The sequence below is a fragment of the Mycobacterium sp. AMU20-3851 genome (assembly GCF_043974665.1).
Taxonomy (GTDB): domain Bacteria; phylum Actinomycetota; class Actinomycetes; order Mycobacteriales; family Mycobacteriaceae; genus Mycobacterium.
Window position 1 is genome coordinate 3,594,976 of record NZ_CP146371.1, and the last position, 20,750, is coordinate 3,615,725.

Genomic DNA, 20,750 nt, shown 5'->3' on the forward strand with positions numbered 1-20,750 from the left:
GCTGGTGGTCGGTGTCGCGTTGACCCATCTGATGACGGTGTTGCGCCGCCGGATCCGTCAGCGGTCGGCGGCCAGGCCCTCCTGGACCAGTGTGGCGGCGATGACCCCGTCCGCACGTACCAGCGATGCGGTGACCACCCCGCGACCGCCGGCCGCCGCCGGGGAACGCGACTCCAGCAGATTCCACTGATCGGCCCGCAGCGGCCGGTGGAACCAGATCGACGAGTCGGTGGTCCCGCCGCGGTGGGTGCGGGCGGCCATCGCATGGCCGTGCACCTGCAGGATCGGGTCGATGCCGTACAGGTCGGTGACGTACACCGCCACCAGCGTGTGCAGCAGGTCATGGTCGGGCAGCTCGAACCGGGTCCGCCACCACATCCGCCGCACGAACTCCCCGCCGGAGCGGTCGTCCTCGACCCGGATGTCCAGCTCGTCCAACGGCAGGGACGGCGCCGGGCCCGGCGGGCCGGTCTGCTCCAGGGTGTCCGGATGCGCCGGCATCGAGGACCGGGTGCCGTGTTCGGGCCCGGCCAGCGGCGCGGAGAACGACACCGTCGCGGTGTTGAGCAGTCGCCCGTGCTGTCGGGTCTCGACCCGTCGCGCCGCCGCGGTGCGCCCGTCATAGATCCGTTCGACGCGGTAGTCGGAGCTGTCACCGGCCTCGCCACCGCGCAGGAACTGCAGGTGCATATTGGTGGGCCGCACGCCGGCGTCGACGGTGGCGCAGGCGGCGGCCAGGCTCTGCGCGGCGAACAAACCGCCGAAGGAACGCTTGCCGACCGGTCCGGCGCCGGGTCCGACCCAGCCGTCCTCGCCGTGGGCGCTCAGGGTCAGCAGGTCCAGCAGCACACTCATATTCGCTCCGCGAGCGTCGCTCATGCGACGGTGCCGGCTCCGGTGAGCCGTTCGATGTCGGCGGCGCTCAGACCGAGTCGGTCGGCCAGCACCTGCGCGGTGTGATCGCCGAGCGCCGGGGCAGCCACCGCGGCCGGGTAGCTGCCGTCGATGGAGATCGGCAGGCCGGGCGCGAGATACTGTCCGATCCGCGGCTGATCCAGTTCGGTGAACAGCGGGTTGGCGGTCACCCGCTCGTCCGCGGCGACCTCGGCGAAGCTGCGGTAGCGCTCCCACAGCACCGAGGTCTGCGCGAGGGCGGCGCTCACCTCCTCGGCGCTGCGCTCGGCGAACCACAACGTGAACAGACCGGTGAGCGCGTCCCGGTGTCGATAGCGCTCCCCTTCGTCGGTGAAGTCCGCCCCGAGCGCCTCACCAAGAGCGGCAACGGCTTTGGCGGTGCCGGTCAGTTCGGTCAGATCACGGAAGTGCCGACCGGTGAGCGCCACCAGCATGAACACGATCCCGTCGCGGCTGGTGAAGTTCTGCCCGTACTGGCCGTACAGCGAGTTGCCGATCCGTTGACGTTCGGTGCCGCCGACCATCACCTCGGTCAGGAAGCTCAGGTTCCCCGCGGTGGCCAGGGCGACGTTCTCCAGCGGAATGGCGATCTGTTGCCCGGCGCCGGTGAGCTCGCGGTGGCGCACGGCGGTGGCCACCGCCAGCGCGGCGTACAGGCCGCAGGCCACATCCCAGGCCGGCAGCACGTGGTTGACCGGGGTGGCCAGGTTGGCCGGCCCGGTCACCAGCGGGAACCCGACCGCGGCGTTGACGGTGTAGTCCACACCGGTGGAGCCATCGGCCCGGCCGGAGATCTCGACGTGGATCAGATCCGGGCGCAGCCCGATCAGCTCCTCGTAGGAATGCCAGGGCCGGCCGGCCACATTGGTGATCAGCACGCCGGCCTCGGCGATCAACTTGCGGATCAGCTCCTGGCCCTCGGGGGCACGCATATCGACCGCGACCGACCTCTTGCCCTTGTTGAGCCCGGCCCAGTAGATGCTGTCGCCGTCCTCGGTGACGGGCCAGCGCTTGTAGTCGGCGGCGCCGCCGACCGGGTCCACCCGGATCACCTCAGCCCCGAGTTGGGCCAACGTCATCCCCGCCAGGGGCACCGCCACGAAGCTGGAAATCTCGATGATCCGTACGCCCGCCAGGGGCCGCTGCGCCTCACCACTAGTCACCGGGTCAAGCTATCAACCCGTGATCAGTTGGGCGCCGTCCCGGTTCGCGGTGACCAGCGCGCCGCGGCCGCCGTCGATCAGCACACCCCGCAACCGACTCCAGGCCGGCGTCGCGCCGTCGTAGATCTCGTCGGTGATCTCCTCGGCCAGCACCGAGCGACCGGCATCGGTGAACAGGTAGCGCAGCACCGTCCGGGTCTCCCCCTGACCGAGGTCCGCGGATTCGACGTCCAGCTCCACATCGTCGGGCCGGGTGACGCCCAGCGCTGCCAGCACCGCATCCGGTGAGAACCCGTCCAGGGTGATCTCACGGGCCGTCTCGGGGACCAGCCGGACCTCGTCGGCGGCCTCGGCGGGATCCAGGAACCGGACCAGCCGCCAGTGGTCCTCGTCCCCGCACAGCACGATCCGTTCGCGGCCGGGTAGCAGTTCGGCCACCAGCAAGGTCTCGTCCAGGTGCACGGCGACGGCGCCGGTCAGCTGCCCGAGTTCGGCGGCCCGGCGGCGTAGCGCGGACAGATGCCAGGGCCGGACCCGGGACCCGAGGGTGTCTTCGTTGAGCGCCCGCACGGCGGCGGCGATGGCGGTGCGGATCGGGCCCGTGTTGCAGCGCAGCGGGACCTCCCCGGCCTCGCGCAGCGCCCCCAGCGCGGCGATGACCCGGGGTGCCAGTTCGACGGATTCGGACACGACAGGTGACCTTACGGCCTCTAGATTTGAGGGATGCCCTCGATCGAGCTCGACACCCCGGCCGGTCCCATCGACGCGCTCGTCGACATTCCCGAGGGCGACGGTCCCTGGCCCGGTGTGGTGGTGGTGCACGACGCCATCGGGTACCAGCCCGACAAGGAGGCAGTGTCCGAGCGCATCGCGGCCGCCGGGTACCTCGCCGTCACCCCGAACCTGTACGCGCGCGGCGGACGTGCCCGCTGCATCACCAAGGTGATGCGCGCGGCGCTGACCAAACAGGGCCCGGCCATCGAGGACATCTCCGCGGCCCGCGACTACCTGCGGGGCCGCCCGGACTGCACCGGCACGGTGGGCATCGCCGGTTTCTGCATGGGCGGCCAGTTCGCGCTCATCATGTCCCCCAAGGGTTTCGGTGCCTCAGCACCGTTCTACGGGACACCGTTGCCGAAGAATCTGGAGCAGACGCTGACCGGCGCCTGCCCGATCGTGGCCAGCTTCGGCGCCCGCGACCCGATCGGCCGGGGCGCGCCGGCGAAGTTGAACAGAGCCGTCGAGGCGCACGGTATCGCCGCCGACATCAAGGTCTACCCGGGCGCCGGACACAGCTTCGCCAACCAGTTGCCCGCCCAGTCGCTGCTGCGGGTCACCGGGTTCGGGTACAACGAGGCCGTCGCCGAGGACGCCTGGCAGCGGGTGTTCGCGTTCTTCGAGACGCATCTGCGGACCTGACCGTCAGTGATCGTTCAGGGTGCCGGCGACGGCGTCGACGAGTGCGCTGCGCCGCCGAAGGTCCATCCGGGTGCGGTGATTGAGTTCCAGGTGGACGAACTCCAGGTCGTGACGGGCGGCGGCCCGGCCCTGGGCATTGCTCCGGCCTTCCAGGGCCGGGCATCTGTCGTGCCAGGCCCGGCAGACGCCGAGGCCGATACCTTCGAGCGCGTCGGCGAGCCGTTCGGCGCGCGTGCCGACCTGGGCCTTGCCGCTGGAGATCACCACGTCGGCGCCGGGCAGGCTGGCATCGGCGAAGCCGTGCAGCTGTAATTGAAAAGATCCCTGCCGGCCGAGATCCGCCGCGAGGGCATGGAACAACGAATCCTTCCGGTGCGCAACGTCTGCCGCACCGCCCGCGGCGCGGCGATGCGCACCGGCCACCAGCAGGCCCGATCGCGGCATTGCCCGGAACACGTCCAGGCCGATGTGTTCGGTGTCCAGATCGGCCCGCGGGTGCGGCACCTCGACGAGCACGTCGGGTCGCACCGCCCCGGCGGCCAGCACGAGCATCCCCCAGGTCCGGTCGCCATCATCCTCGCCGGCCGCGATCAGACAATCACGTTGTGCAGCAGGGTCGTACAACTCGTCGACGGTGAAACCAACCGTGGCGAAGCCGCGGCGTGCCGCGTCGAGGTCGTCGGCGGTCAACTGTTCGGTGGCCTTCACCGCGCGGCGCGCTTCGGCATCCGAGGGCGGGCGGTAGTCCTGCCCGGGGTTGAGCCGTCCGGTCAGCTCGCCGAGTCGGCGGTCCAGCGCCCGCGGTGAACTCGTTTCGGGGTGTACACCGCAGGCGGCGAGCGCCCCGAGGCAGGCGCAGCCGGCCAATCCACGCAGTACCTGCCGACGGTCGAGATCCGGGCCGAGGCTCACAGCCGCTTCACGCTGCGGAACGCCGAGGGGTATTCACCCTTTCCGTCCAGGATCGAAGCCCCGCCGGTGTCACCCATGGTGGGTCCGTCGGCAGCCTCGCGGCTGGCGATGAACCGCAGGTGACCGCCTTCGTCTCGGCCCATGCAGATGCCGACCATATCGGCCTGCTGGTCGGGGTCGGTGTCGAAGAAGACGAGGTCGCCGGCCTGGATCGCACCGAAATCGGTCACCCGGGTCTGCCGGTCCGGGACGATGACAGCGCCCGGGCCTTCGGCGGCGATGTCGGCGGCGCTGCGTGGGATGGCGGTCTGCTGGTCATCGCTGTCGGTGCGGACCGGCATACCCGAGCGATACCCGAACACGAGACGCACGAATCCGGACGCATCCACCGAGCCGCCCTGAGCCGGGTCGGGCTGCTCAACCCGGCCGTCCTCGTAGGTCCACGACCGACCCAGGTAATCGTAGAAATCCGAGTGGTCCCCGCGTCCGTCGCCGTCGGTGTCGAAAACCCCGAAACGCGCGTCGTCGCTACGGCCGGGCAGGTACTGCGACGCCACGGTCAGCACATCGGGTCCGCGGTCGCTCAGCGCCGTGTCCAACCACGGCCGGAACCACGGCTCGCGTTCGGCGCCGGCGGTCCACGGCCCGGGCAGCATGCGCACCCACGTCTGCGAGGTGACTCCGGCGGCCGTGCCGGGCTCGGCGAACCGCCGGGTGGGACCGAGCAGGTTGACGGTGCGCGCCTCGTCGGTGAGCGTCGCGACGACCCGGCCGGTGCTGTCGGCGACCACGGTGCGCGGTGGATCGGCGAGCCGCGAGTAACTGAATCCGCCTGTCACCGGATTGGTTTCGGTCACCGGCGCCGAGGCGGGGGCGGGCTGCGCGACCGTCGATTCGCGCACCGTTCCGGTCAGGATGCCGGCGACGCCGATCAGCACCCCGGCGGATGTGAACGCGATCTGTCTGACGGTCCGGTGATGTAGGTCTCGTATACCCATTGCATGGTCTCCTCGCTGTCAGGTCAGCCGGTGGGTACCAGGTTGAGCAGGATTCCGCTGGCCAGCACGCCGTAGGTGGCGAGGCTGACCGCGGTGGTGCCGGCGATGGTCGCCAGCCGCGGTTGGCGCACCAGCTGGTAGGCGATCAGCCCGGGAATGATGAATCCGAGTGTCTGATGAACGAAGAACACCGGATAGTCGTTGTACACCAGGAGGAACAGCCCGGTCGAGAACAGCACGCTGACCATGATCACCGCAGCGAAAAGCCTTTTGCCGTAGAGGATCACGCCGCGTTGCAGCAGCAACGTCGACAGGTACGTCAACAGGGTGACCCCGGCTATGACGATGACCTTGCGGGGGTCTTCGGTGACGGTGACGGCGAGCCATCCGGGTGTGATCATGCCGCCCGGGGACAGATTGGTGACCAGGTAGCACACGAAGGCGAACATCAGGCCGATCGCCAGCGCGATGGTGGCGACCTCGGGTCCGAGGGTTCCGTTCAGCACGCTTCCTCCATTGCTCGTGGGAGCTTCCGGACATGTTCGAGCAGCACTTCGCCTTGGCCGTGGATATTGCCGATCGTGATGACCGACCCGCTGCCGCCCTCGGTGACGACCGATTCGATCAGCTCGTCGTAGTTCGGCCGACTGCCGAAATCTTGTATCTTGTCCGATAATTCGGATGGCACGGCGGTGCGGGCCGACCGTGTCGGTTCACCGATCAAGATGATCTTGTCGGGTTTGAGGACACCGGTCAGTTCCCCCATCTGACCGTTGCGCTCGACTCGGTCGGGACGACAGTTGATCACGATGTTGAGCGGTCGATCGATGAGCCCGCGCTCGGCGAGTTGCTCGATGTTCATCAGCGTCGAAGATGGGTCGTTGGCCGCGAACAGGTTCGCGAAGGACAGCCGCCGATCATCGACCTGATAGTCGTCCACGGCTACGGTCCCGGGATCCGGTGGCGAGGTGATCATGCCACGCAGCGCCGATTCCCGTTCGATGCCGCACATCCCGGCAACCGCGAGGGCGATCGCGATGTTCTCCTTGAAGGTGATGAACGGGAACATGGCGACGGTCTCGTCGTCGATCTCGTCGGGGTCGACCTGGATGAGTTCACAGTTTCGTCGCCGCGCCTCCTCACGCAGCACCGCGATCTGTTCCTTCTCGGCGGTGATGCACACCCCGCCCCGCGGCATGGAACGCGATAGTGACCGGGCGATATCCGGCAACGTCGGACCCATCTCGGCGAGGTGATCCTCGCGCACATTGCAGATGACGCAGATGGTCGAGTGGATCAGCTTGCGCTCGTTGATCTCTTGCAGGTCCGGTAGCACCGCCATGCATTCGATGACCAGCGCGTCGGGCTCGTAGGCGGCGGCCCGCCGCACGATCGCTACCTGCTCGATCACATTGGCCAGCCCGAACTTCCGGTAGATGGGCTCATCGACACCATCGGGGCCGATGAACCGGGCCGCCGTGCCGGTGGTCTTGGCGACGGTGGTGACACCGCCGCCGCGCAGCGCTCCGGCGCACAGCCGGGTTATCGAGCTCTTCCCGCGAATCCCGTTGATCACCACGCGATGCGGGATGCTGTGCAGGCTCTGGTAATGCCTGCGTTGTTCGAGCAGACCGGCGACCAGCATGGCCACCGAGCCGGCCAGGTACACACCGAACAGGAAGGTCATCGTCGATCACCTCGATTCATGCAGTGGTTGAGCCCGGCCATCACCGCTCCCACCTCGTCGAGGCGTGGCGGCGGCGGCCCGGCGGGGGGCGGGTCCTTCGGTTTGGCGGCGATCCCGGCCTGCCAGCGCTCGACCCGTCCGAGCGGGCCGATCACGGCGACGTAACTCCACAGCAGCAGACCCACCACCAGCAGCGCGGTGGCACCGATGATGACGGTCACCGCGCGCCCGATGGGATCGACGGTGTAGCGCGCCGTCGAGACCTGACGGTGCTGCAACACGGTCCAGCCGAGCTGGGCCGTCGCCTCGGAGCGCCCGACGCGTTGACTGCCGACGAGCTGGTCGGCACCGGCGACGTCCTGCACCGCGGCATGAGCCGCGATACCGGCTTCGGATCCGATGCGCCGCAACACCGGATCATCGAGCACGCTGAACGACAGGTAGCCGTCGGAGCCGAGGATCGTGCGGGCCCCGCCGTCATACACCTCGGTGGGGCTGTCGGCGCTGCGCAGCACATCGTTGAGTGCCCGCACGTCGTATTCGGCCACCACGGTGAACCGTCCGTCGTGCGTCCGCTCGGATGCGGTCACGATGGGCTCCGGTCCGGAGGTGTTGAGCTGCGCCAGTGGCACGGACGGAACCGTGTCGGCTCGCGGCGTCTCACCGGTGGACGCGACGATCTGATCGGCGGCGTCCCGCACGTAAACCGACCGGAAGATGGGCCGGGTCGCCCGCAGATCGGCGACGACGCGGGCCCAATCAGACTGGACGTCACCGATTTTCGGGTCCGCGGCGGCCTGCACGGCGGCCAACCCTTCTGTCAGTGTGCCTTCCAGGTTGCTGGTTGTCTTCTCGACCATGGCTCGGCTGCGCTCGGTGAGCGCGTCGGTGCGGGCCGACTCGTGCGCGCCGATCGATGCGAAGCCCGCGCCCAGGGTGGCCAGAAAGAGCGTTCCCACTGCGATGTAGAGGGCAGTGCCGGGTATGGCGAACCGGCGGCGTCTGCCGTCGCCCCCGCCGGCCGTCCGCGGCAGGGCATTCACGTACCGGGCGATGCTGTCGACCTGACGCAGCCCCGACCGGCGGACCCGGCTGGTCGGTGTCCGACCGGCGTCCACATCGGCGACCACCAGATCGATATCGCGGCGCAAACGTCGGATGGGTCGCACCAGCAGCAGGTGCAGGAGCAGGAAGGCGACGACACCACCGGACGCGATGGCGATGGCCGCAGTGCGGCCCGGGCTCGTCATGCTGCCGGCGGTGACCGGCACGTCACGGGCGACGAGCACCGACAGTCCGCTGCGTTCGGCGACACCGTGCAGCGGTGTGCCGCCGACGACGGCCACGTGGTCCGGCGGCGGCTCGGCGTGGCCGGGGAGGGCAAGACTGCCCTCGTTCGAGGACTCCGCGAGCCGCGACTCGTCCACCGCGAAGCCGGGTTCACCGCGTCCGGCCTCACCTGCCACCGATTGCACGACCGCCGGGGGCACGACCGGTCGTCCGGTCGATTCGGCGAGTACCGCACCGTCGGGTTGGGCGATCAGGATGCGCTGGCCGGGCTGCTTGGGCGGGCGCGCCGACAGCGACCCGATCAGGGTTCGGTCCGCGGATACCGGGATGGCCACCACCAGCTCGTCGTCGATGAGGTTCACATCCGGTCCGTGCTGCAGCGCCGGACGCATCTCGGGCACCGCGACCGTGTCGCCGCGCTTGGTCAGCACGTCACCGGTCGCGCTGTCGACCAACGCCAGGCCGTCGACAGCGGGATTGGCCCGTGACAGCCGGAGCAGAGCCCCGCGTTTCTTCGCCGCGATCGCCGCCCGGTCGGTCACGGCGGTCCGGGCGAGTTGATCGGCCGGGGCGATATAGGAGGTCGCGATGCGGTTGGCCTCAGCCTGCAGTTCACCGGGCAAGGTGTCGGCGACCCGCGGCGCCGCGGGAGCGCGCAGAAGCAGCAGCATCCCTGCGGACAACAATGCCACCAACAGCACAAAGGTCGGCACTGCGCCGACCCCGGACAACATCCGCGTTCGCGGAAATCGATGGAAATGCGGTTCCGGCTCAGGGGCCGGCACCTGCTCAGGGGCCGACACAACGGTCGGGATCGCTACGCTCACCAATGCATACCTGCTTCCACACCGTATCGGCATGGCCGCAGTGACCGGAACAACTCTGTCCCGTGCATTGCGCCTGTCAGGCGGACAGAAAAGTACACAGTTTTCACCTCCAGAACGGCGAAAAGGATTGATACAGGCCGAATTCGTTGGTGTTACGCCACGATAAACACAGAAGCACAAGCCTTTTCAAGCACTGTGCGTCAGCTCACCATCTCGGGCACGACGTGTGCGGAGTACAGATTCTTGCGAATCAGCTTTTGGGCAAACGATTTTCGACGGCATCGACCTCACAGCCCGCAGCATCCCGTCGGCCGGACGCCGAGGGTGATCATCGAAAAACACTGCAGTTCGGAGCTGTTGTCTACACACTTCGCACGACGAACACGCAGCGCCGGCTGTTCAGCTCACTGATGCACCACGGGCAAGGGAATGGGCCCTTGCACGCATGGCGGTCAGTCCGGCAGCCGCAGTTCCGGCTTCTCGACCTCTTCGATATTGACGTCCTTGAAGGTGATGACGCGAACCTGCTTGACGAAGCGTGCCGGGCGGTACATGTCCCACACCCAGGCATCGGCGAGCCGGAGCTCGAAGTAGACCTCGCCGTCGGCATTGCGGGGCACCATCTCGACGCTGTTGGCCAGATAGAACCGGCGCTCGGTTTCCACGACGTAGCTGAACTGTCCGACGATGTCCTTGTACTCGCGGTACAGCGAGAGCTCCATCTCGGTTTCGTACTTCTCGAGATCCTCGGCACTCATCTGCTCTGCTGTCCTTCGTCTAGGTTGTGCTCCATCATCCCGCACAGCGCCTCGTCATCCAACCGCGGCGCACCCGGTCCCGCGACCCGGCGCACATTCACGAACGAGTACCGGTGCTGGCTGCACGGTCCGAGCTCGGCCAGTGCCGCCGTGTGCACCGGCGTGATGTAGCCCTTGTGCTCGGAGAAGCGGTATCCGGGATATTCGCGATCCATCTCCACCATCAGCCGGTCCCGGCTCACCTTGGCCAGCACGCTGGCAGCGGCGATGCAGGCCGCCGCGGCGTCTCCACCGATGACAGGCAGCGACGGCAGCGGTAGCCCCGGCACCCGGAACCCGTCGGAGAGCACGTAGCCGGGCCGGACCGGCAAACCGGCCACCGCGCGGCGCATGCCCTCGATGTTGGCATGGTGCACACCGCGTCGATCGACCTCCTCCGAGGAGATGAACACCACATGATAGGCCAGCGCGTAGCGGCGGATCAGCGGAAACAGCCGCTCACGCTCGGCTTCGTTGAGCTTCTTCGAATCGTCCAGTGCAGCAAGACTGGTCAGCCGGTTGGGGCCGAGCACGCAGGAGGCCACCACGAGCGGTCCCGCGCAAGCGCCGCGACCGACCTCATCGACCCCGGCGACGGGACCGAGGCCGCTGCGGTAGAGCGCGGACTCCAGGGTGCGCAGGCCCGACCTGCGGATCACTGTTCTGGGGGGCCAACTCGCCGGCAACGCTGGCACTCCTAATCGGCCGGCGCCGTCTGCGGGTTGGTGCTGCTCACGCCGCCCCACCGCGACGGCGGCCAGGCGATGAACCGGGCCTTGCCGATCACGTTGTCCACCGGCACGGTGCCCGCTTCCGGGTCGCCGGTGCACAGCAGGCCACGCTGGGCGTCACCGGGCTGGTTGGTGCATCGCGACCGAGAGTCCGCGGAATGGGTGCGGTTGTCACCCATCACCCACAGCTTGTTCTCGGGGACCTTCACCGGGCCGAACTCGTTGCCCAGGCACGGGTAGACCTCGGGATCGGCGTTCATCGTCACCGGATCCAGGTACGGCTCGACGAGCTTCTTACCGTCCACGGTGAGCCCGGTGGCCGCCCGGCACTGCACCGTCTGGCCACCGACCGCGATGACCCGTTTCACCAGATCGTTCTCGTCGGGCGGGACGAAGCCGACGAAGGACAGCGCGTCCTGCACGAACTTGATCGCGGGGTTGTCCGAACGGATCGACTTGTAGCCGATGTTCCAGTTCGGCGGGCCCTTGAACACGACGACGTCACCGGGTTCGGGCTCGCCGAACCGGTAGGTGAGCTTGTCGACCATGATCCGGTCACCGACGCAGCCCGGGCAGCCGTGCAGCGTTGGCTCCATGGATTCCGACGGAATCAGGTACGGACGCGCGATGAAGGTCAGCATCACGTAGTAGAGAACCAACGCGATGGTGACCAGGATGGCGCCCTCGCGCAGTGCGCCGTGCTTCTTCTTCGGCTCCTGCGCTGCATCCCCACCGGTTTCGGTGTCCGCATCGGACTTGACGGTGGGGGCGGCTTCTTCGGCGTCGTCGGTCACGGCATCAGGGTAGCCAGCGTGGCTGGACAGCGTCCCGTCAGCATGGGCAAGCGTGTCGGGGTCGACACACCTGTCACCGGCGTCAGCGCTTCTCCTTGATCTTCGCCTTCTTGCCGCGCAGCTCGCGCAGGTAGTACAGCTTGGCGCGACGCACGTCGCCACGGGTCACCACATCGATGTGATCGATGTTGGGCGAGTGCACCGGGAAGGTCCGCTCGACGCCGACGCCGTAGCTCTCCTTGCGGACGGTGAAGGTCTCGCTGACCCCACCGTTCTGGCGGCGCAGCACGACACCCTTGAAGACCTGGATGCGCTCCTTGGAGCCCTCGATGACCTTGACGTGCACGTTGACGGTATCGCCGGGGCCGAAGGCCGGGATGTCGTCGCGCAGCGACGCCTTGTCGACGAAGTCAAGCGTGTTCATCGGTGACTCTTCCTTGCTGTTGGCGGCTCTTCACGGGCGGCGCTGTCGTTCGCGCAGCCGAGCCGACGTATTCGGGCGGATCTGACTGTGTATGTCCCCGCAGCAGGACTGATCCTGCGCAGACAACTGCTCAATTGTGCCAGACGCGGCGCAGCAGGCGAAATCGCGGGCCTCGACCCTGTCGCGAAACGCCGGGCCGGTCCGCTCTGCGCACTACCTGCAGCCGGTGATTAGGCTACCCACGTCCGGGGTAGAGGACCGACAGCGTGGCCGGGTCTCCCCGTCGCACCGTTCTGGGGCACGCCCCACCGCAGCATCTGGAGGAGTCCATGCCACGCCCGTCGAAGTTTCTGGCGGTGGCGGTCACGGCCGTCTGCTCCACCGTCATGATCTCCGGCTGCGAGGCCAAGGTGTACGGCAGCCCGCCGCCGTCACCGGCCGCGCCCCAACTGACCGTCGTCGCCCCGCTGGGCACCTCCGCGCCGCTGCCCGAGGCCCCGCCGGACCGGCCGGTGGCCACGTTCGACGGGCTGAAGGCACGTGAGATCCAGGCCACCGACGAGGCCGCCGAAGCGGGTGCGGACATCACCGTGGCGGTCCTCGACCGGCTCACCGGTGAACTGGTGACCAACGGCGCCAACCGCACCATCGCGATCGCCTCGGTGGTCAAGCTCTTCATCGCCGACGACCTGCTGCTGCAGGAGGCCAACGGCGAGACGACGCTGAGCCCCGAGGATCGCTCGATGCTCGACGTGATGCTGCGCTCCTCCGACGACAGTGCCGCCGAGGTGTTCTGGAACCGCAGCGGCGGCAGCGCGATCATCGACCGGGTGGTGCAACGCTACGGGCTGGGCTCGACCCGCGCGCCCGGCAACGGCCGTTGGTACAACACCATCAGCACCGTGACCGACCTGGTGCGGTACTACGACATGCTGCTGGCCGGGACCGGGGGTCTGCCTCCGGAGCGGGCCAGCATCATCATGTCCAACCTCGCGCAGTCCACCCCGACCGCACCCGACGGCATGGTTCCCGGCGGGGTCTACCCGCAGCGGTTCGGCATCCCCGAGGGGCTCTACGCCGAACCGGTTGCGGTCAAACAGGGTTGGATGTGCTGCATCGGCTCGGACTGGATGCATCTGTCCACCGGCGTGGTGGGCCCGGACCGGCGCTATGTGATGGCCATCAGCTCGATGCAGCCCGCCGGCGCCGAGGAGGCCCGCCGCGCCATCACCGACGCCGTGAAGACGATCTTCCCGGGCGGCAGGATCTAGGCTTCATCATTCCCCGTCGCTGTCGCTCGCCCCGAGTAGATCGGGCCTGCGCTCACGGGTCCGCTGCAGTGACTGCTTGTGGCGCCAGGCCTCGATCTTGGCGTGATCACCGGAGAGCAGCACCGGTGGCACCTCCAGCTCACGCCAGACCGGTGGCCGGGTGTAGCTCGGGCCCTCCAGCAGGCCACCGACCTGGTCGGAGTGCGAATCATCTTGGTGTGAGGCGGGATTGCCGAGCACCTCGGGCAGCAGCCGGATCACGGCCTCGGCCATCACCAGCACCGCCGACTCTCCCCCGGCCAGCACGTAATCGCCGATGGACACCTCTTCGACCCGCATCCGCCGGGCGGCGTCGTCGGCGACGCGCTGATCGATGCCCTCGTAGCGGCCGCAGGCGAAGACCAGGTGCGCCTCGGTGCTCCAGCGCTGCGCGGTGGCCTGGGTGAACGGCCGACCGGCCGGCGTCGGCACCACCAGAAGCGTGTCGGGAGTGCAGATGTCGTCGAGCGCGGCACCCCAGACCGGGGCCTTCATCACCATGCCGGGACCGCCGCCGTAGGGCGAATCGTCGACCGACCGGTGTACGTCATGGGTCCACTCGCGCAGGTCGTGTACGCCGAGTTCGACGATGCCCGTGGCAATCGCCTTGCCCGGCAAGGCCTGTCGCAGTGCGTCCAGATAGGCAGGGAAGATCGTGACGACGTCGATGCGCACGTCGCTCCTACAGATCTTCGATGTTGAGCAGGCCGTCGGGCGGATCGATCTGCACGCCCTCGGTGCGGGACACCGCGGTGACGATTGCGCTGACGAACGGCACCAGCACCTCGCGGCCCTCGGCCGTCTTGACCGACAGCAACTCCCCGGCCGCGGTGTGTAGCACCTCGGCCACCGTGCCCACCGACGTACCGTCGGTGGTCCGCACGGCCAGACCGACGAGTTCGTGGTCGTAGAACTCGTCGGGATCGTCGATGGGAGGCAACTCCGCGGATTCGATGAGAAACAGCGTGCCCCGCATCTCGTCGGCGGCGTTGCGGTCGCCCACGCCGGTCAGCCGTATCAGCAGCCGACCGGCGTGTTCACGCACCGATTCGATGACGTAGTTGCGTTCGGGCCCGCCGCGCGGCTTACGCCCGCGCAGCACCGCACCCGGGACGAACCGCGCCGCCGGGTCGTCGGTACGGACCTCCACGACCACCTCGCCGGTGACACCGTGTGCCTTGGCGACGCGCCCGATGACCAGCTCCACTACAACAACCCCCGGGTCGCTACGCTCCTGCCCACCGTAACTACTGGTCGGTGTCCACCACGTCGACGCGGATGCCGCGGCCACCGATGCCGGCGACCAGGGTGCGCAGCGCGGTGGCGGTACGGCCACCGCGCCCGATGACCTTGCCCAGGTCATCGGGGTGAACGTGCACCTCGACGGTGCGCCCACGGCGGTTGGTCACCAGGTCGACCCGGACGTCGTCAGGGTTGTCGACGATCCCGCGAACGAGGTGCTCGACGGCGTCGACGACGACGGTGCTCATTCTGCGGCGGACTCTTCGGCGGGCGCCTCGGCCTCAGCGGCGGGAGCCTCCTCGGCGGCGGCCTCTTCCTTCTTGGCCGGAGCCTTCTTCTTCTTCGCCTGAACGGCCTCGCCGGTCGGCGCGCCATCGGCGGCCGCCAGGGCGGCGTTGAACAGGTCCAGCTTGGACGGCTTGGGCTCCTTGACCTTCAGCGTGCCCTCGGCGCCCGGCAGGCCCTTGAACTTCTGCCAGTCACCGGTGATCTTCAGCAGCGCGAGCACGGGCTCGGTGGGCTGGGCCCCGACGCTCAGCCAGTACTGCGCACGCTCCGAATCGATCTCGATCAGGCTCGGCTCTTCCTTCGGGTGGTACTTGCCGATGACCTCGATGGCGCGGCCATCGCGACGGTTGCGCGCATCGGCAACGGCGATGCGGTACTGGGGGTTGCGGATCTTGCCAAAACGGGCGAGCTTGATCTTGACAGCCATGTGAAACGAATCTCCTGTTGATTGCCACGCCTGCAATTCAGCGACTCGGGCGGATTACCCGGTCCGGTTTTGCATCTGCGCGTGTGACCGGCGTGCGGCGCATCTAACGTGTCGCGCGCGGGACAGCCGCCCATTGTGCCAGAGCGGGGCCGACGCCCCCAAATCTCGCCGGCGCACCTCGCCGGGGCTCAGACGACCCGGTCGAAGCACTTCTCCTCGACCCGTCGCGTCATCCGCCAGCCGTCGGCGGTACGCACGAACTCGTCGGCGTACCAGAGACCGCAGAAGAGCACCTGCGGCGGTTCCTGCCCGGGCAGCACCATCGGGTTGAAGCACAGCGTGCGGGCCGTCGCGGTGTCCCCGGTCACCCGCACGTCGACGTTGCCGAGCATGTGCGCGTAGGCCGGAAAGTTCGGCAGCACCTGGGCCAGCCAGGCCTTCACCTCCGGATACTGGCCGTCCACCCCGCCCATGGCGCGGTAGTCGATATAGGCATCCGGGGTGAACACCTGATCCAGATCATCGAAGCGACGGGTGTCGATGGCCGTCGAGTAGGCCATCAGCAGGTCCTGGATTTCGAGGCGGTCGGAGATCTCTTCGAGGCTCAGCACGTCCCGATTGAACCATTAGGCCTGGGGTCCGGCCGGCCCTTCGGGCGGCGGCCAGTGCTCACCTTCCCATTCCCCGGGTTCGGCGTGGTCACCGCGCGAGAGCGGCACCCACTGCTCGGACGGGGCCGGCTGCTTCGACGACGGGAAGTCCCGCAGCTTGCCCGACGGCTTGGCATCCCATTTGGCGAAGGTCAGCGGGGTCTGCAGCCAGGCGTAGAGCAGGTTGTAGACGCCCTCCAGGGAGTCGAGGTGGGTGCGTTCCCATCCGTGGCTGCCGTCCAGGCCGAAACCGACCAGCGCGGCCCGGGTGTTGGCGCCCGCCTCGATGGCCGCCGCCGCATCGGAGCGGTAGTAGCGGAAGACGTCACGGGCGTACGGAATCCCCCGCTCCCCGGCCAACCGGCACAGCTTGCGGGTCAGGTGGTAGTCGAACGGGCCGTGCAGATCGGCCATCGGGATGGTCACCCCGTCCTCGATCGACTGCTGCCCCGGCGCGCACACCGCGTTGTCCACCGACACCAGCTCGGCGACGTCGGGGTCCAGACCGTGGCTCGCGCCGTGCCCGACCTCCTCGGTGATGGTCACCATGATCGACGTCTTGTGCGGCAGCACGATCTTCTGCTCGGCCACCGTCTTGGCCAGCGTCAGCGCGACGGCCACCCCGGCCTTGCCGTCGAGGTGCCGGGACACGATGTAGCCGTCGGAGGTCAACTCCGGGGCGGCGATCAGCGCGACGAAGTCACCGACCTGGAAACCCAACCGCTCCAGGTCGGCACGGTTGGCGACCTTGCGGTCGATGCGGACCTCGACGTGCTCCCATTCCGTTGGCTGGGAGTCGATTTCGTCGCCGAAAGCGTGCCCGGAGGCCTTGAGCGGCATCACCGTGCCGGTGAAGAATTCGTCGGCGTCGTCGGTGAAGATGCGGACCCGCGCCCCGGTCGCGAAGCGCGCCGAGAAGGTGCCGACCGGCATCAGCTCGAGGCGGCCGTTGTCCTTGAGCGCCCGCACCATGCAGCCGATGGTGTCGGCGTGCACCACCACGGCACGGTCGGTGGTCTTGGACTCGCCGGGCAGCACTGCGGTCAGTGCGCCGCGCCGGGTCAGCGTGAACGGCACCCCGAGGTCATTGAGGGTGTCACCGATCACCTGCATCACCGCGTCGGTGCGTCCCGAGGGACTCGGCGTCTGCAACAGGTGCAGCAGCGTGTCGATCATCCACGCCCTGGTCTGTTCCGGCATCACCGCACGTTCGGACAACATGTCTCCTTCTCAAAGCATTGCGTCAAAGCGGGGTCGGGCGCGTGCCGTACGGCGCCCGGATGTGGTCCCGATGCGGGCCCACCGCCCCCTAACCCTGATCTACAGGATCGGGCTGCCAGGCCCACGGCGTGGCAGCTGTCCTTGGAAAGAGTAGATCCACGAAGGCCTGCGCCGTCGGGCGCGGTTCATGATTGGCCAACCCCGGACGTTCGTTGGCCTCGATGAACACGTATTCCTCGCCGTCGACCGCCGGCACCATCAGGTCGATCCCGGTCACCGGGATCCCGATCGCGTCGGCGGCATCCACCGCCACCTTGGCGAGGGTCGGGTTCAGGTCATCGGTGACATCGACGATGGTGCCGCCGGTGTGCAGGTTGGCGGTGCGGCGCACCACCAGGTGCTCGTTGGCCGGCAACACGTCGTCGAGATCCCAGCCCGCATCGCGGACGGTGTCCTCGGTCACCGAGTCCAGCGGGATCTTCGACTCCCCCTGGGTTGCGGCCGACCGGCGCCGGCTCTGCGCCTCGATGAGCTGCCGGATGGTGTGTTTGCCGGTGCCGATGATCTCCGGTGGGCGCCGGACGGCGGCCGCGATCACCTTGCCGTTGATCACCACGATGCGCAGATCCTCGCCCTCGCAACGCTCCTCGATCAGCACATCCGGACAGTGCTTGCTGGCGACCTGCAATGCGCGGTCGAGTTCATCGTGACGGGTCACCCCGACGGTGATGCCCGCACCCTGCTCACCGCGGGCCGGCTTGACCACCACCGATCCCACCCGGGCCAGGAACCGGTGATCCTCTTCGCCGAAGGTCGCGGTGACGCCTTGGGGCACAGTGATTCCCGCTTCGCTGACCACCTTGCGCGCGATCCGCTTGTCATCGCATCGGCTCATGGCGACCGCGTTGGTGAGCTCGGAGAGCGATTCCCGGGTGGTCACCGTGGTGCCGCCGTGGGTGAGCTGCAGGTAACCGGCCTGCGCATCGAGCACCTGCACCGCGATCCCGCGCAGGATCGCCTCGTCGGCGATGATCCGGGCGTACGGGTTGAGTTGGTCCAGCTCCTCCTCGGGCTGCGCCGGCGCGAACAGCTTCTCGTTGATCGCGTTCTTACGCTTGACGCCCAGCTCGGGGACCCGCTCGAAACCCATCCGCTCGTACAGCGCGATCGCCGCCGAATTGTCGTGTAGCACAGAAAGGTCCATCTGGGCGCGGCCGCGGTCGATGAACTCCTCCACCAGTGAGCGCACCAGCAGGCCGCCGGCTCCGGGCCGGCACAGTGTCGGGCTGACCGCCAGGCACCACAGCGACGACCCGTTCTCCGGATCGTCGAACAGCTCCGCGTGGTCGATACCGGTGACGGTGCCGACCACCGCGCCGGTGCTGTCGTCGACGGCCACCAGGTAGATCATGTGGTGTTCGCTCTGGCTGTTGTGCCACATCAGGTCGACGTCGGCGGGCACCATCCGGCACTGCAAGTAGATCTCGTTGATCGCCGCGCAGTCGGCCATCGACTGCACCCGCCGGACCGTGACGCCGGGCAGGTCCGGCGGCCGGTAGGCCAGCGGCACCGTCAGGTCCAGCCGGTAGGTGAAGCTCGGGTCGATGAAGAATTCCTGCGGGTTCAGCGCGACGAAGACGTGCGGGGCCTCCAGGTACATGCCGATATCTCGGCGCCCACTGGCCTCGGCGCGTAGCGCGGTCCCCAGTTCGCCGGGATCGTCGAACGTCTGCCCGAAGACCAGCCGACCCCACCCGAGATCCTGCACGACCTCTTTGTGCGCGATGTCATGCGCGGTGCCACGGCGCGAGGTCGCCTTCTCCAGGGTCATCTCGTCGTTACCCCATCCACATGGTGCGCCAGCCAGAGTTCCAGCAGCCCGAGCTGCCACAGGGGGTTACCCCGTAGTGGCGTGAGGTAACCGTTGGGCTCGGCGAGCAGACGATCCACCTCGGTCGGGTTGAACAGTCCCCTGGTGCGCGCCCCCTCACCGTGCAGGGCGTCGCGGACCAGATCCAGATACGGCCCGGCCAGGTGCTTGAGCGCGGGAACCGGGAAATAGCCCTTGGGCCGGTCGATCACCTCGTGTGGGATGACTTTGCGGGCAGCCTCTTTCAGCACGCCCTTGCCTTCGTAGGCGGTCTTGAGTTCGGGCGGACAAGTTGCTGCGAGCTCGACGAGCTCGTGGTCCAGGAACGGCACCCGGCCCTCCAGTCCCCAGGCCATGGTCATGTTGTCCACGCGTTTGACCGGGTCGTCGACCAGCATCACGGTGGTGTCCAGGCGCAGGGCCCGGTCGGTGGCCGTGGCCGCGCCGGGATGCGCGAAATGGCTGCGGACGTAGTCGCCGGCGATGTCGGCGTCCAGTCGCCAGTCCGGCTGCAGCAGAGTGTTCAGCGCGGTGTGGTCGCGGTCGAAGAAGGCCTGCCGGTAGCGCTGCAACGCGGCGTCGACGTCGCCGTCCGCGGCGTGCGCCATCGGCGGGTACCAGTGGTACCCGGCGAAGATCTCGTCGGCGCCCTGACCGGATTGCACCACCTTGACGTGCTTGCTGACCTCCTGCGAGAGCAGGTAGAACGCCACACAGTCGTGGCTCATCATCGGTTCGCTCATCGCCCCGATCGCGCCGGAGAGCGCGGGCAGCATGCGGGCGGTGTCGATGCGGATCTGGTGGTGATCGGTGCCGTAGTGCCGCGCGATGATGTCGGAGTACTTGAACTCGTCGCCCTCTTCCCCGCCGGCGGCCTCGAAGCCGATGGAGAATGTCGCCAGCCCGTGCTGACCGGCTTCGGCGAGCAGGCCGACGATCAGGCTGGAATCCAGACCACCCGACAGCAGACAGCCGACCGGGACGTCGGCGACCAGTCGCCGTTCCACCGCGGTGCGCAGCGAGGCCAGGATGGCCTCTTCCCATTCATTCTCCGACCAGCCCACACGTTCGGCCGAGCGCTCGAAAATCGGTTCCCAGTAAGTACGTTCGGTTCGGGTGCCGTCGGGCTCGATCCGCATGATGGTGCCCGGCGCGAGTTTGCGCACGCCTTTCAAGATGGTGTGCGGCGCCGGCACGACCGAGTGGAAGCTCAGGTAATGGTGCAGGGCCACCGGGTCGATCTCGGTGTCCACCCCACCGGCCGCGACCAGGGCCGGCAGGGAGGAGGCGAACCGGAAAGCACCCGAAACCTCGGTCCAGTACAGCGGTTTCACGCCGAGTCGGTCACGCGCGAGCAGCACCCGACCGGAGTCGACCTCGGTCACGGCGAACGCGAACATGCCGAACAGGTGGTCGACGACCTGTTCGCCCCACTCCCGGTATCCCTTCAGCACGACCTCGGTGTCGCTGTGCGAGAAGAACCGGTAGCCCTTGCCGAGCAATTCCTGGCGCAATTGCGGGTAGTTGTAGATGCAGCCGTTGAACGCGACGGTGAGGCCGAGTTCCGGGTCGTGCATGGGCTGCTGTCCGTGACTGGACAGGTCGATGATGGCCAGACGACGGTGTCCGAGGGCGACCCCACCCTGGGACCAGAATCCCCCGCTGTCGGGGCCTCGCGGCACCATGGAATCAGCCATTTTGGCAATGGCTGACAGATCTGCTGATCGGCCGCGAGCAACCTCGCCGGCGATGCCGCACATTGAATTCGTCCCCTCGATGGTTTTC

Annotated in this window: 22 protein-coding genes; 2 read left to right on the forward strand and 20 right to left on the reverse strand. The window is 68.0% G+C overall.

Features of this window, described 5'->3' with window-relative positions; translation table 11 throughout:
- Positions 1–57: 57 nt before the first annotated feature.
- From V4U86_RS17295 to V4U86_RS17305, 3 genes are read right to left on the reverse strand one after another with little or no spacing between them, the layout of a single operon-like run.
- Positions 58–855 carry an acyl-CoA thioesterase gene (locus V4U86_RS17295; RefSeq protein WP_395307183.1) on the reverse strand — a complete coding sequence of 266 codons (798 nt, stop codon included), beginning with the start codon at positions 853–855 and terminating at the stop codon, positions 58–60.
- 20 nt (positions 856–875) lie between these two features.
- Positions 876–2,078, reverse strand: coding sequence for a CoA transferase (locus tag V4U86_RS17300; RefSeq protein WP_395307184.1), 1,203 nt, complete (start codon positions 2,076–2,078; stop codon positions 876–878).
- 12 nt (positions 2,079–2,090) lie between these two features.
- Positions 2,091–2,768 carry a hypothetical protein gene (locus V4U86_RS17305; protein ID WP_395307185.1) on the reverse strand — a complete coding sequence of 226 codons (678 nt, stop codon included), beginning with the start codon at positions 2,766–2,768 and terminating at the stop codon, positions 2,091–2,093.
- Positions 2,769–2,801: 33 nt separating this feature from the next.
- On the opposite strand from V4U86_RS17305, the gene V4U86_RS17310 reads away from it, so the two are divergent.
- A complete protein-coding gene (locus tag V4U86_RS17310) occupies positions 2,802–3,497 on the forward strand; it encodes a dienelactone hydrolase family protein (RefSeq protein WP_395307186.1) in 696 nt (231 codons plus the stop codon).
- 3 nt (positions 3,498–3,500) lie between these two features.
- Here the strand turns inward: V4U86_RS17310 and V4U86_RS17315 are convergent, their stop codons facing one another.
- From V4U86_RS17315 to rplS, 9 genes are all read right to left on the reverse strand, one after another.
- Positions 3,501–4,409 (reverse strand): hypothetical protein, encoded by a 909-nt coding sequence (locus V4U86_RS17315; RefSeq protein ID WP_395307187.1) that lies wholly within the window; start codon positions 4,407–4,409, stop codon positions 3,501–3,503.
- The gene (locus V4U86_RS17320; RefSeq protein ID WP_395307188.1) at positions 4,406–5,407 is read right to left on the reverse strand and encodes a hypothetical protein; all 1,002 of its coding nucleotides are present in this window, start codon (positions 5,405–5,407) and stop codon (positions 4,406–4,408) included. Before V4U86_RS17320 ends, V4U86_RS17315 begins: the two co-directional genes overlap by 4 nt.
- A gap of 23 nt (positions 5,408–5,430) precedes the next feature.
- Positions 5,431–5,913 carry a poly-gamma-glutamate biosynthesis protein PgsC/CapC gene (locus V4U86_RS17325; RefSeq protein ID WP_395307189.1) on the reverse strand — a complete coding sequence of 161 codons (483 nt, stop codon included), beginning with the start codon at positions 5,911–5,913 and terminating at the stop codon, positions 5,431–5,433.
- A complete protein-coding gene (gene pgsB / locus V4U86_RS17330) occupies positions 5,907–7,094 on the reverse strand; it encodes a poly-gamma-glutamate synthase PgsB (RefSeq protein WP_395307190.1) in 1,188 nt (395 codons plus the stop codon). Before pgsB ends, V4U86_RS17325 begins: the two co-directional genes overlap by 7 nt.
- Positions 7,091–9,097, reverse strand: coding sequence for a hypothetical protein (locus V4U86_RS17335; RefSeq protein WP_395307191.1), 2,007 nt, complete (start codon positions 9,095–9,097; stop codon positions 7,091–7,093). Before V4U86_RS17335 ends, pgsB begins: the two co-directional genes overlap by 4 nt.
- Before the next feature lie 566 nt (positions 9,098–9,663).
- Complete coding sequence (locus V4U86_RS17340; RefSeq protein WP_019511324.1) at positions 9,664–9,969, reverse strand: DUF2469 domain-containing protein; 306 nt, start codon at positions 9,967–9,969, stop codon at positions 9,664–9,666.
- On the reverse strand, positions 9,966–10,694 hold the full coding sequence (locus tag V4U86_RS17345) for a ribonuclease HII (RefSeq protein WP_395307192.1): 729 nt from the start codon (positions 10,692–10,694) through the stop codon (positions 9,966–9,968). Before V4U86_RS17345 ends, V4U86_RS17340 begins: the two co-directional genes overlap by 4 nt.
- Before the next feature lie 11 nt (positions 10,695–10,705).
- Positions 10,706–11,533: a signal peptidase I gene (lepB, locus tag V4U86_RS17350; RefSeq protein ID WP_395307193.1), complete on the reverse strand. Its 828-nt coding sequence runs from the start codon at positions 11,531–11,533 to the stop codon at positions 10,706–10,708.
- A gap of 82 nt (positions 11,534–11,615) precedes the next feature.
- Positions 11,616–11,957 carry a 50S ribosomal protein L19 gene (rplS, locus tag V4U86_RS17355; RefSeq protein ID WP_073856043.1) on the reverse strand — a complete coding sequence of 114 codons (342 nt, stop codon included), beginning with the start codon at positions 11,955–11,957 and terminating at the stop codon, positions 11,616–11,618.
- A gap of 386 nt (positions 11,958–12,343) precedes the next feature.
- Here rplS and V4U86_RS17360 point away from each other — a divergent pair, with 386 nt between their 5' ends.
- Positions 12,344–13,228 carry a hypothetical protein gene (locus V4U86_RS17360; protein WP_395312091.1) on the forward strand — a complete coding sequence of 295 codons (885 nt, stop codon included), beginning with the start codon at positions 12,344–12,346 and terminating at the stop codon, positions 13,226–13,228.
- A 6-nt stretch (positions 13,229–13,234) separates the two neighbouring features.
- On the opposite strand, the gene trmD is transcribed toward V4U86_RS17360, so the two are convergent.
- The 8 genes from trmD to V4U86_RS17400 form a co-directional block, all read right to left on the reverse strand.
- Positions 13,235–13,942 (reverse strand): tRNA (guanosine(37)-N1)-methyltransferase TrmD, encoded by a 708-nt coding sequence (gene trmD / locus V4U86_RS17365; RefSeq protein WP_395307194.1) that lies wholly within the window; start codon positions 13,940–13,942, stop codon positions 13,235–13,237.
- Positions 13,943–13,949: 7 nt separating this feature from the next.
- A complete protein-coding gene (gene rimM / locus V4U86_RS17370; RefSeq protein ID WP_395307195.1) occupies positions 13,950–14,474 on the reverse strand; it encodes a ribosome maturation factor RimM in 525 nt (174 codons plus the stop codon).
- 40 nt (positions 14,475–14,514) lie between these two features.
- Entirely contained in the window at positions 14,515–14,757 is a 243-nt protein-coding gene (locus V4U86_RS17375) for an RNA-binding protein (RefSeq protein ID WP_056548932.1), read from the reverse strand.
- Positions 14,754–15,224 (reverse strand): 30S ribosomal protein S16, encoded by a 471-nt coding sequence (gene rpsP / locus V4U86_RS17380; RefSeq protein ID WP_395307196.1) that lies wholly within the window; start codon positions 15,222–15,224, stop codon positions 14,754–14,756. Before rpsP ends, V4U86_RS17375 begins: the two co-directional genes overlap by 4 nt.
- Before the next feature lie 188 nt (positions 15,225–15,412).
- Positions 15,413–15,835, reverse strand: coding sequence for a nuclear transport factor 2 family protein (locus tag V4U86_RS17385; RefSeq protein WP_395307197.1), 423 nt, complete (start codon positions 15,833–15,835; stop codon positions 15,413–15,415).
- Positions 15,836–15,850: 15 nt separating this feature from the next.
- On the reverse strand, positions 15,851–17,095 hold the full coding sequence (locus V4U86_RS17390) for an osmoprotectant NAGGN system M42 family peptidase (RefSeq protein WP_395307198.1): 1,245 nt from the start codon (positions 17,093–17,095) through the stop codon (positions 15,851–15,853).
- A gap of 88 nt (positions 17,096–17,183) precedes the next feature.
- Positions 17,184–18,926: an N-acetylglutaminylglutamine synthetase gene (gene ngg / locus V4U86_RS17395; RefSeq protein ID WP_395307199.1), complete on the reverse strand. Its 1,743-nt coding sequence runs from the start codon at positions 18,924–18,926 to the stop codon at positions 17,184–17,186.
- Complete coding sequence (locus V4U86_RS17400; protein WP_395307200.1) at positions 18,923–20,725, reverse strand: N-acetylglutaminylglutamine amidotransferase; 1,803 nt, start codon at positions 20,723–20,725, stop codon at positions 18,923–18,925. Before V4U86_RS17400 ends, ngg begins: the two co-directional genes overlap by 4 nt.
- Between the last annotated feature and the right edge of the window lie 25 nt (positions 20,726–20,750).

Coding starts and splice junctions, on each gene's coding strand:
- V4U86_RS17400 (WP_395307200.1), bottom strand. CDS start 20,725: ATGTGCGGCATCGCCGGCGAGGTTGCTCGCGGCCGATCAGCAGATCTG.
- V4U86_RS17375 (WP_056548932.1), bottom strand. CDS start 14,757: ATGAGCACCGTCGTCGTCGACGCCGTCGAGCACCTCGTTCGCGGGATC.
- V4U86_RS17390 (WP_395307198.1), bottom strand. CDS start 17,095: ATGTTGTCCGAACGTGCGGTGATGCCGGAACAGACCAGGGCGTGGATG.
- V4U86_RS17320 (WP_395307188.1), bottom strand. CDS start 5,407: ATGGGTATACGAGACCTACATCACCGGACCGTCAGACAGATCGCGTTC.
- rpsP (WP_395307196.1), bottom strand. CDS start 15,224: ATGGCTGTCAAGATCAAGCTCGCCCGTTTTGGCAAGATCCGCAACCCC.
- pgsB (WP_395307190.1), bottom strand. CDS start 7,094: ATGACCTTCCTGTTCGGTGTGTACCTGGCCGGCTCGGTGGCCATGCTG.
- V4U86_RS17295 (WP_395307183.1), bottom strand. CDS start 855: ATGAGTGTGCTGCTGGACCTGCTGACCCTGAGCGCCCACGGCGAGGAC.
- V4U86_RS17310 (WP_395307186.1), top strand. CDS start 2,802: ATGCCCTCGATCGAGCTCGACACCCCGGCCGGTCCCATCGACGCGCTC.
- rplS (WP_073856043.1), bottom strand. CDS start 11,957: ATGAACACGCTTGACTTCGTCGACAAGGCGTCGCTGCGCGACGACATC.
- ngg (WP_395307199.1), bottom strand. CDS start 18,926: ATGACCCTGGAGAAGGCGACCTCGCGCCGTGGCACCGCGCATGACATC.
- V4U86_RS17360 (WP_395312091.1), top strand. CDS start 12,344: ATGATCTCCGGCTGCGAGGCCAAGGTGTACGGCAGCCCGCCGCCGTCA.
- V4U86_RS17340 (WP_019511324.1), bottom strand. CDS start 9,969: ATGAGTGCCGAGGATCTCGAGAAGTACGAAACCGAGATGGAGCTCTCG.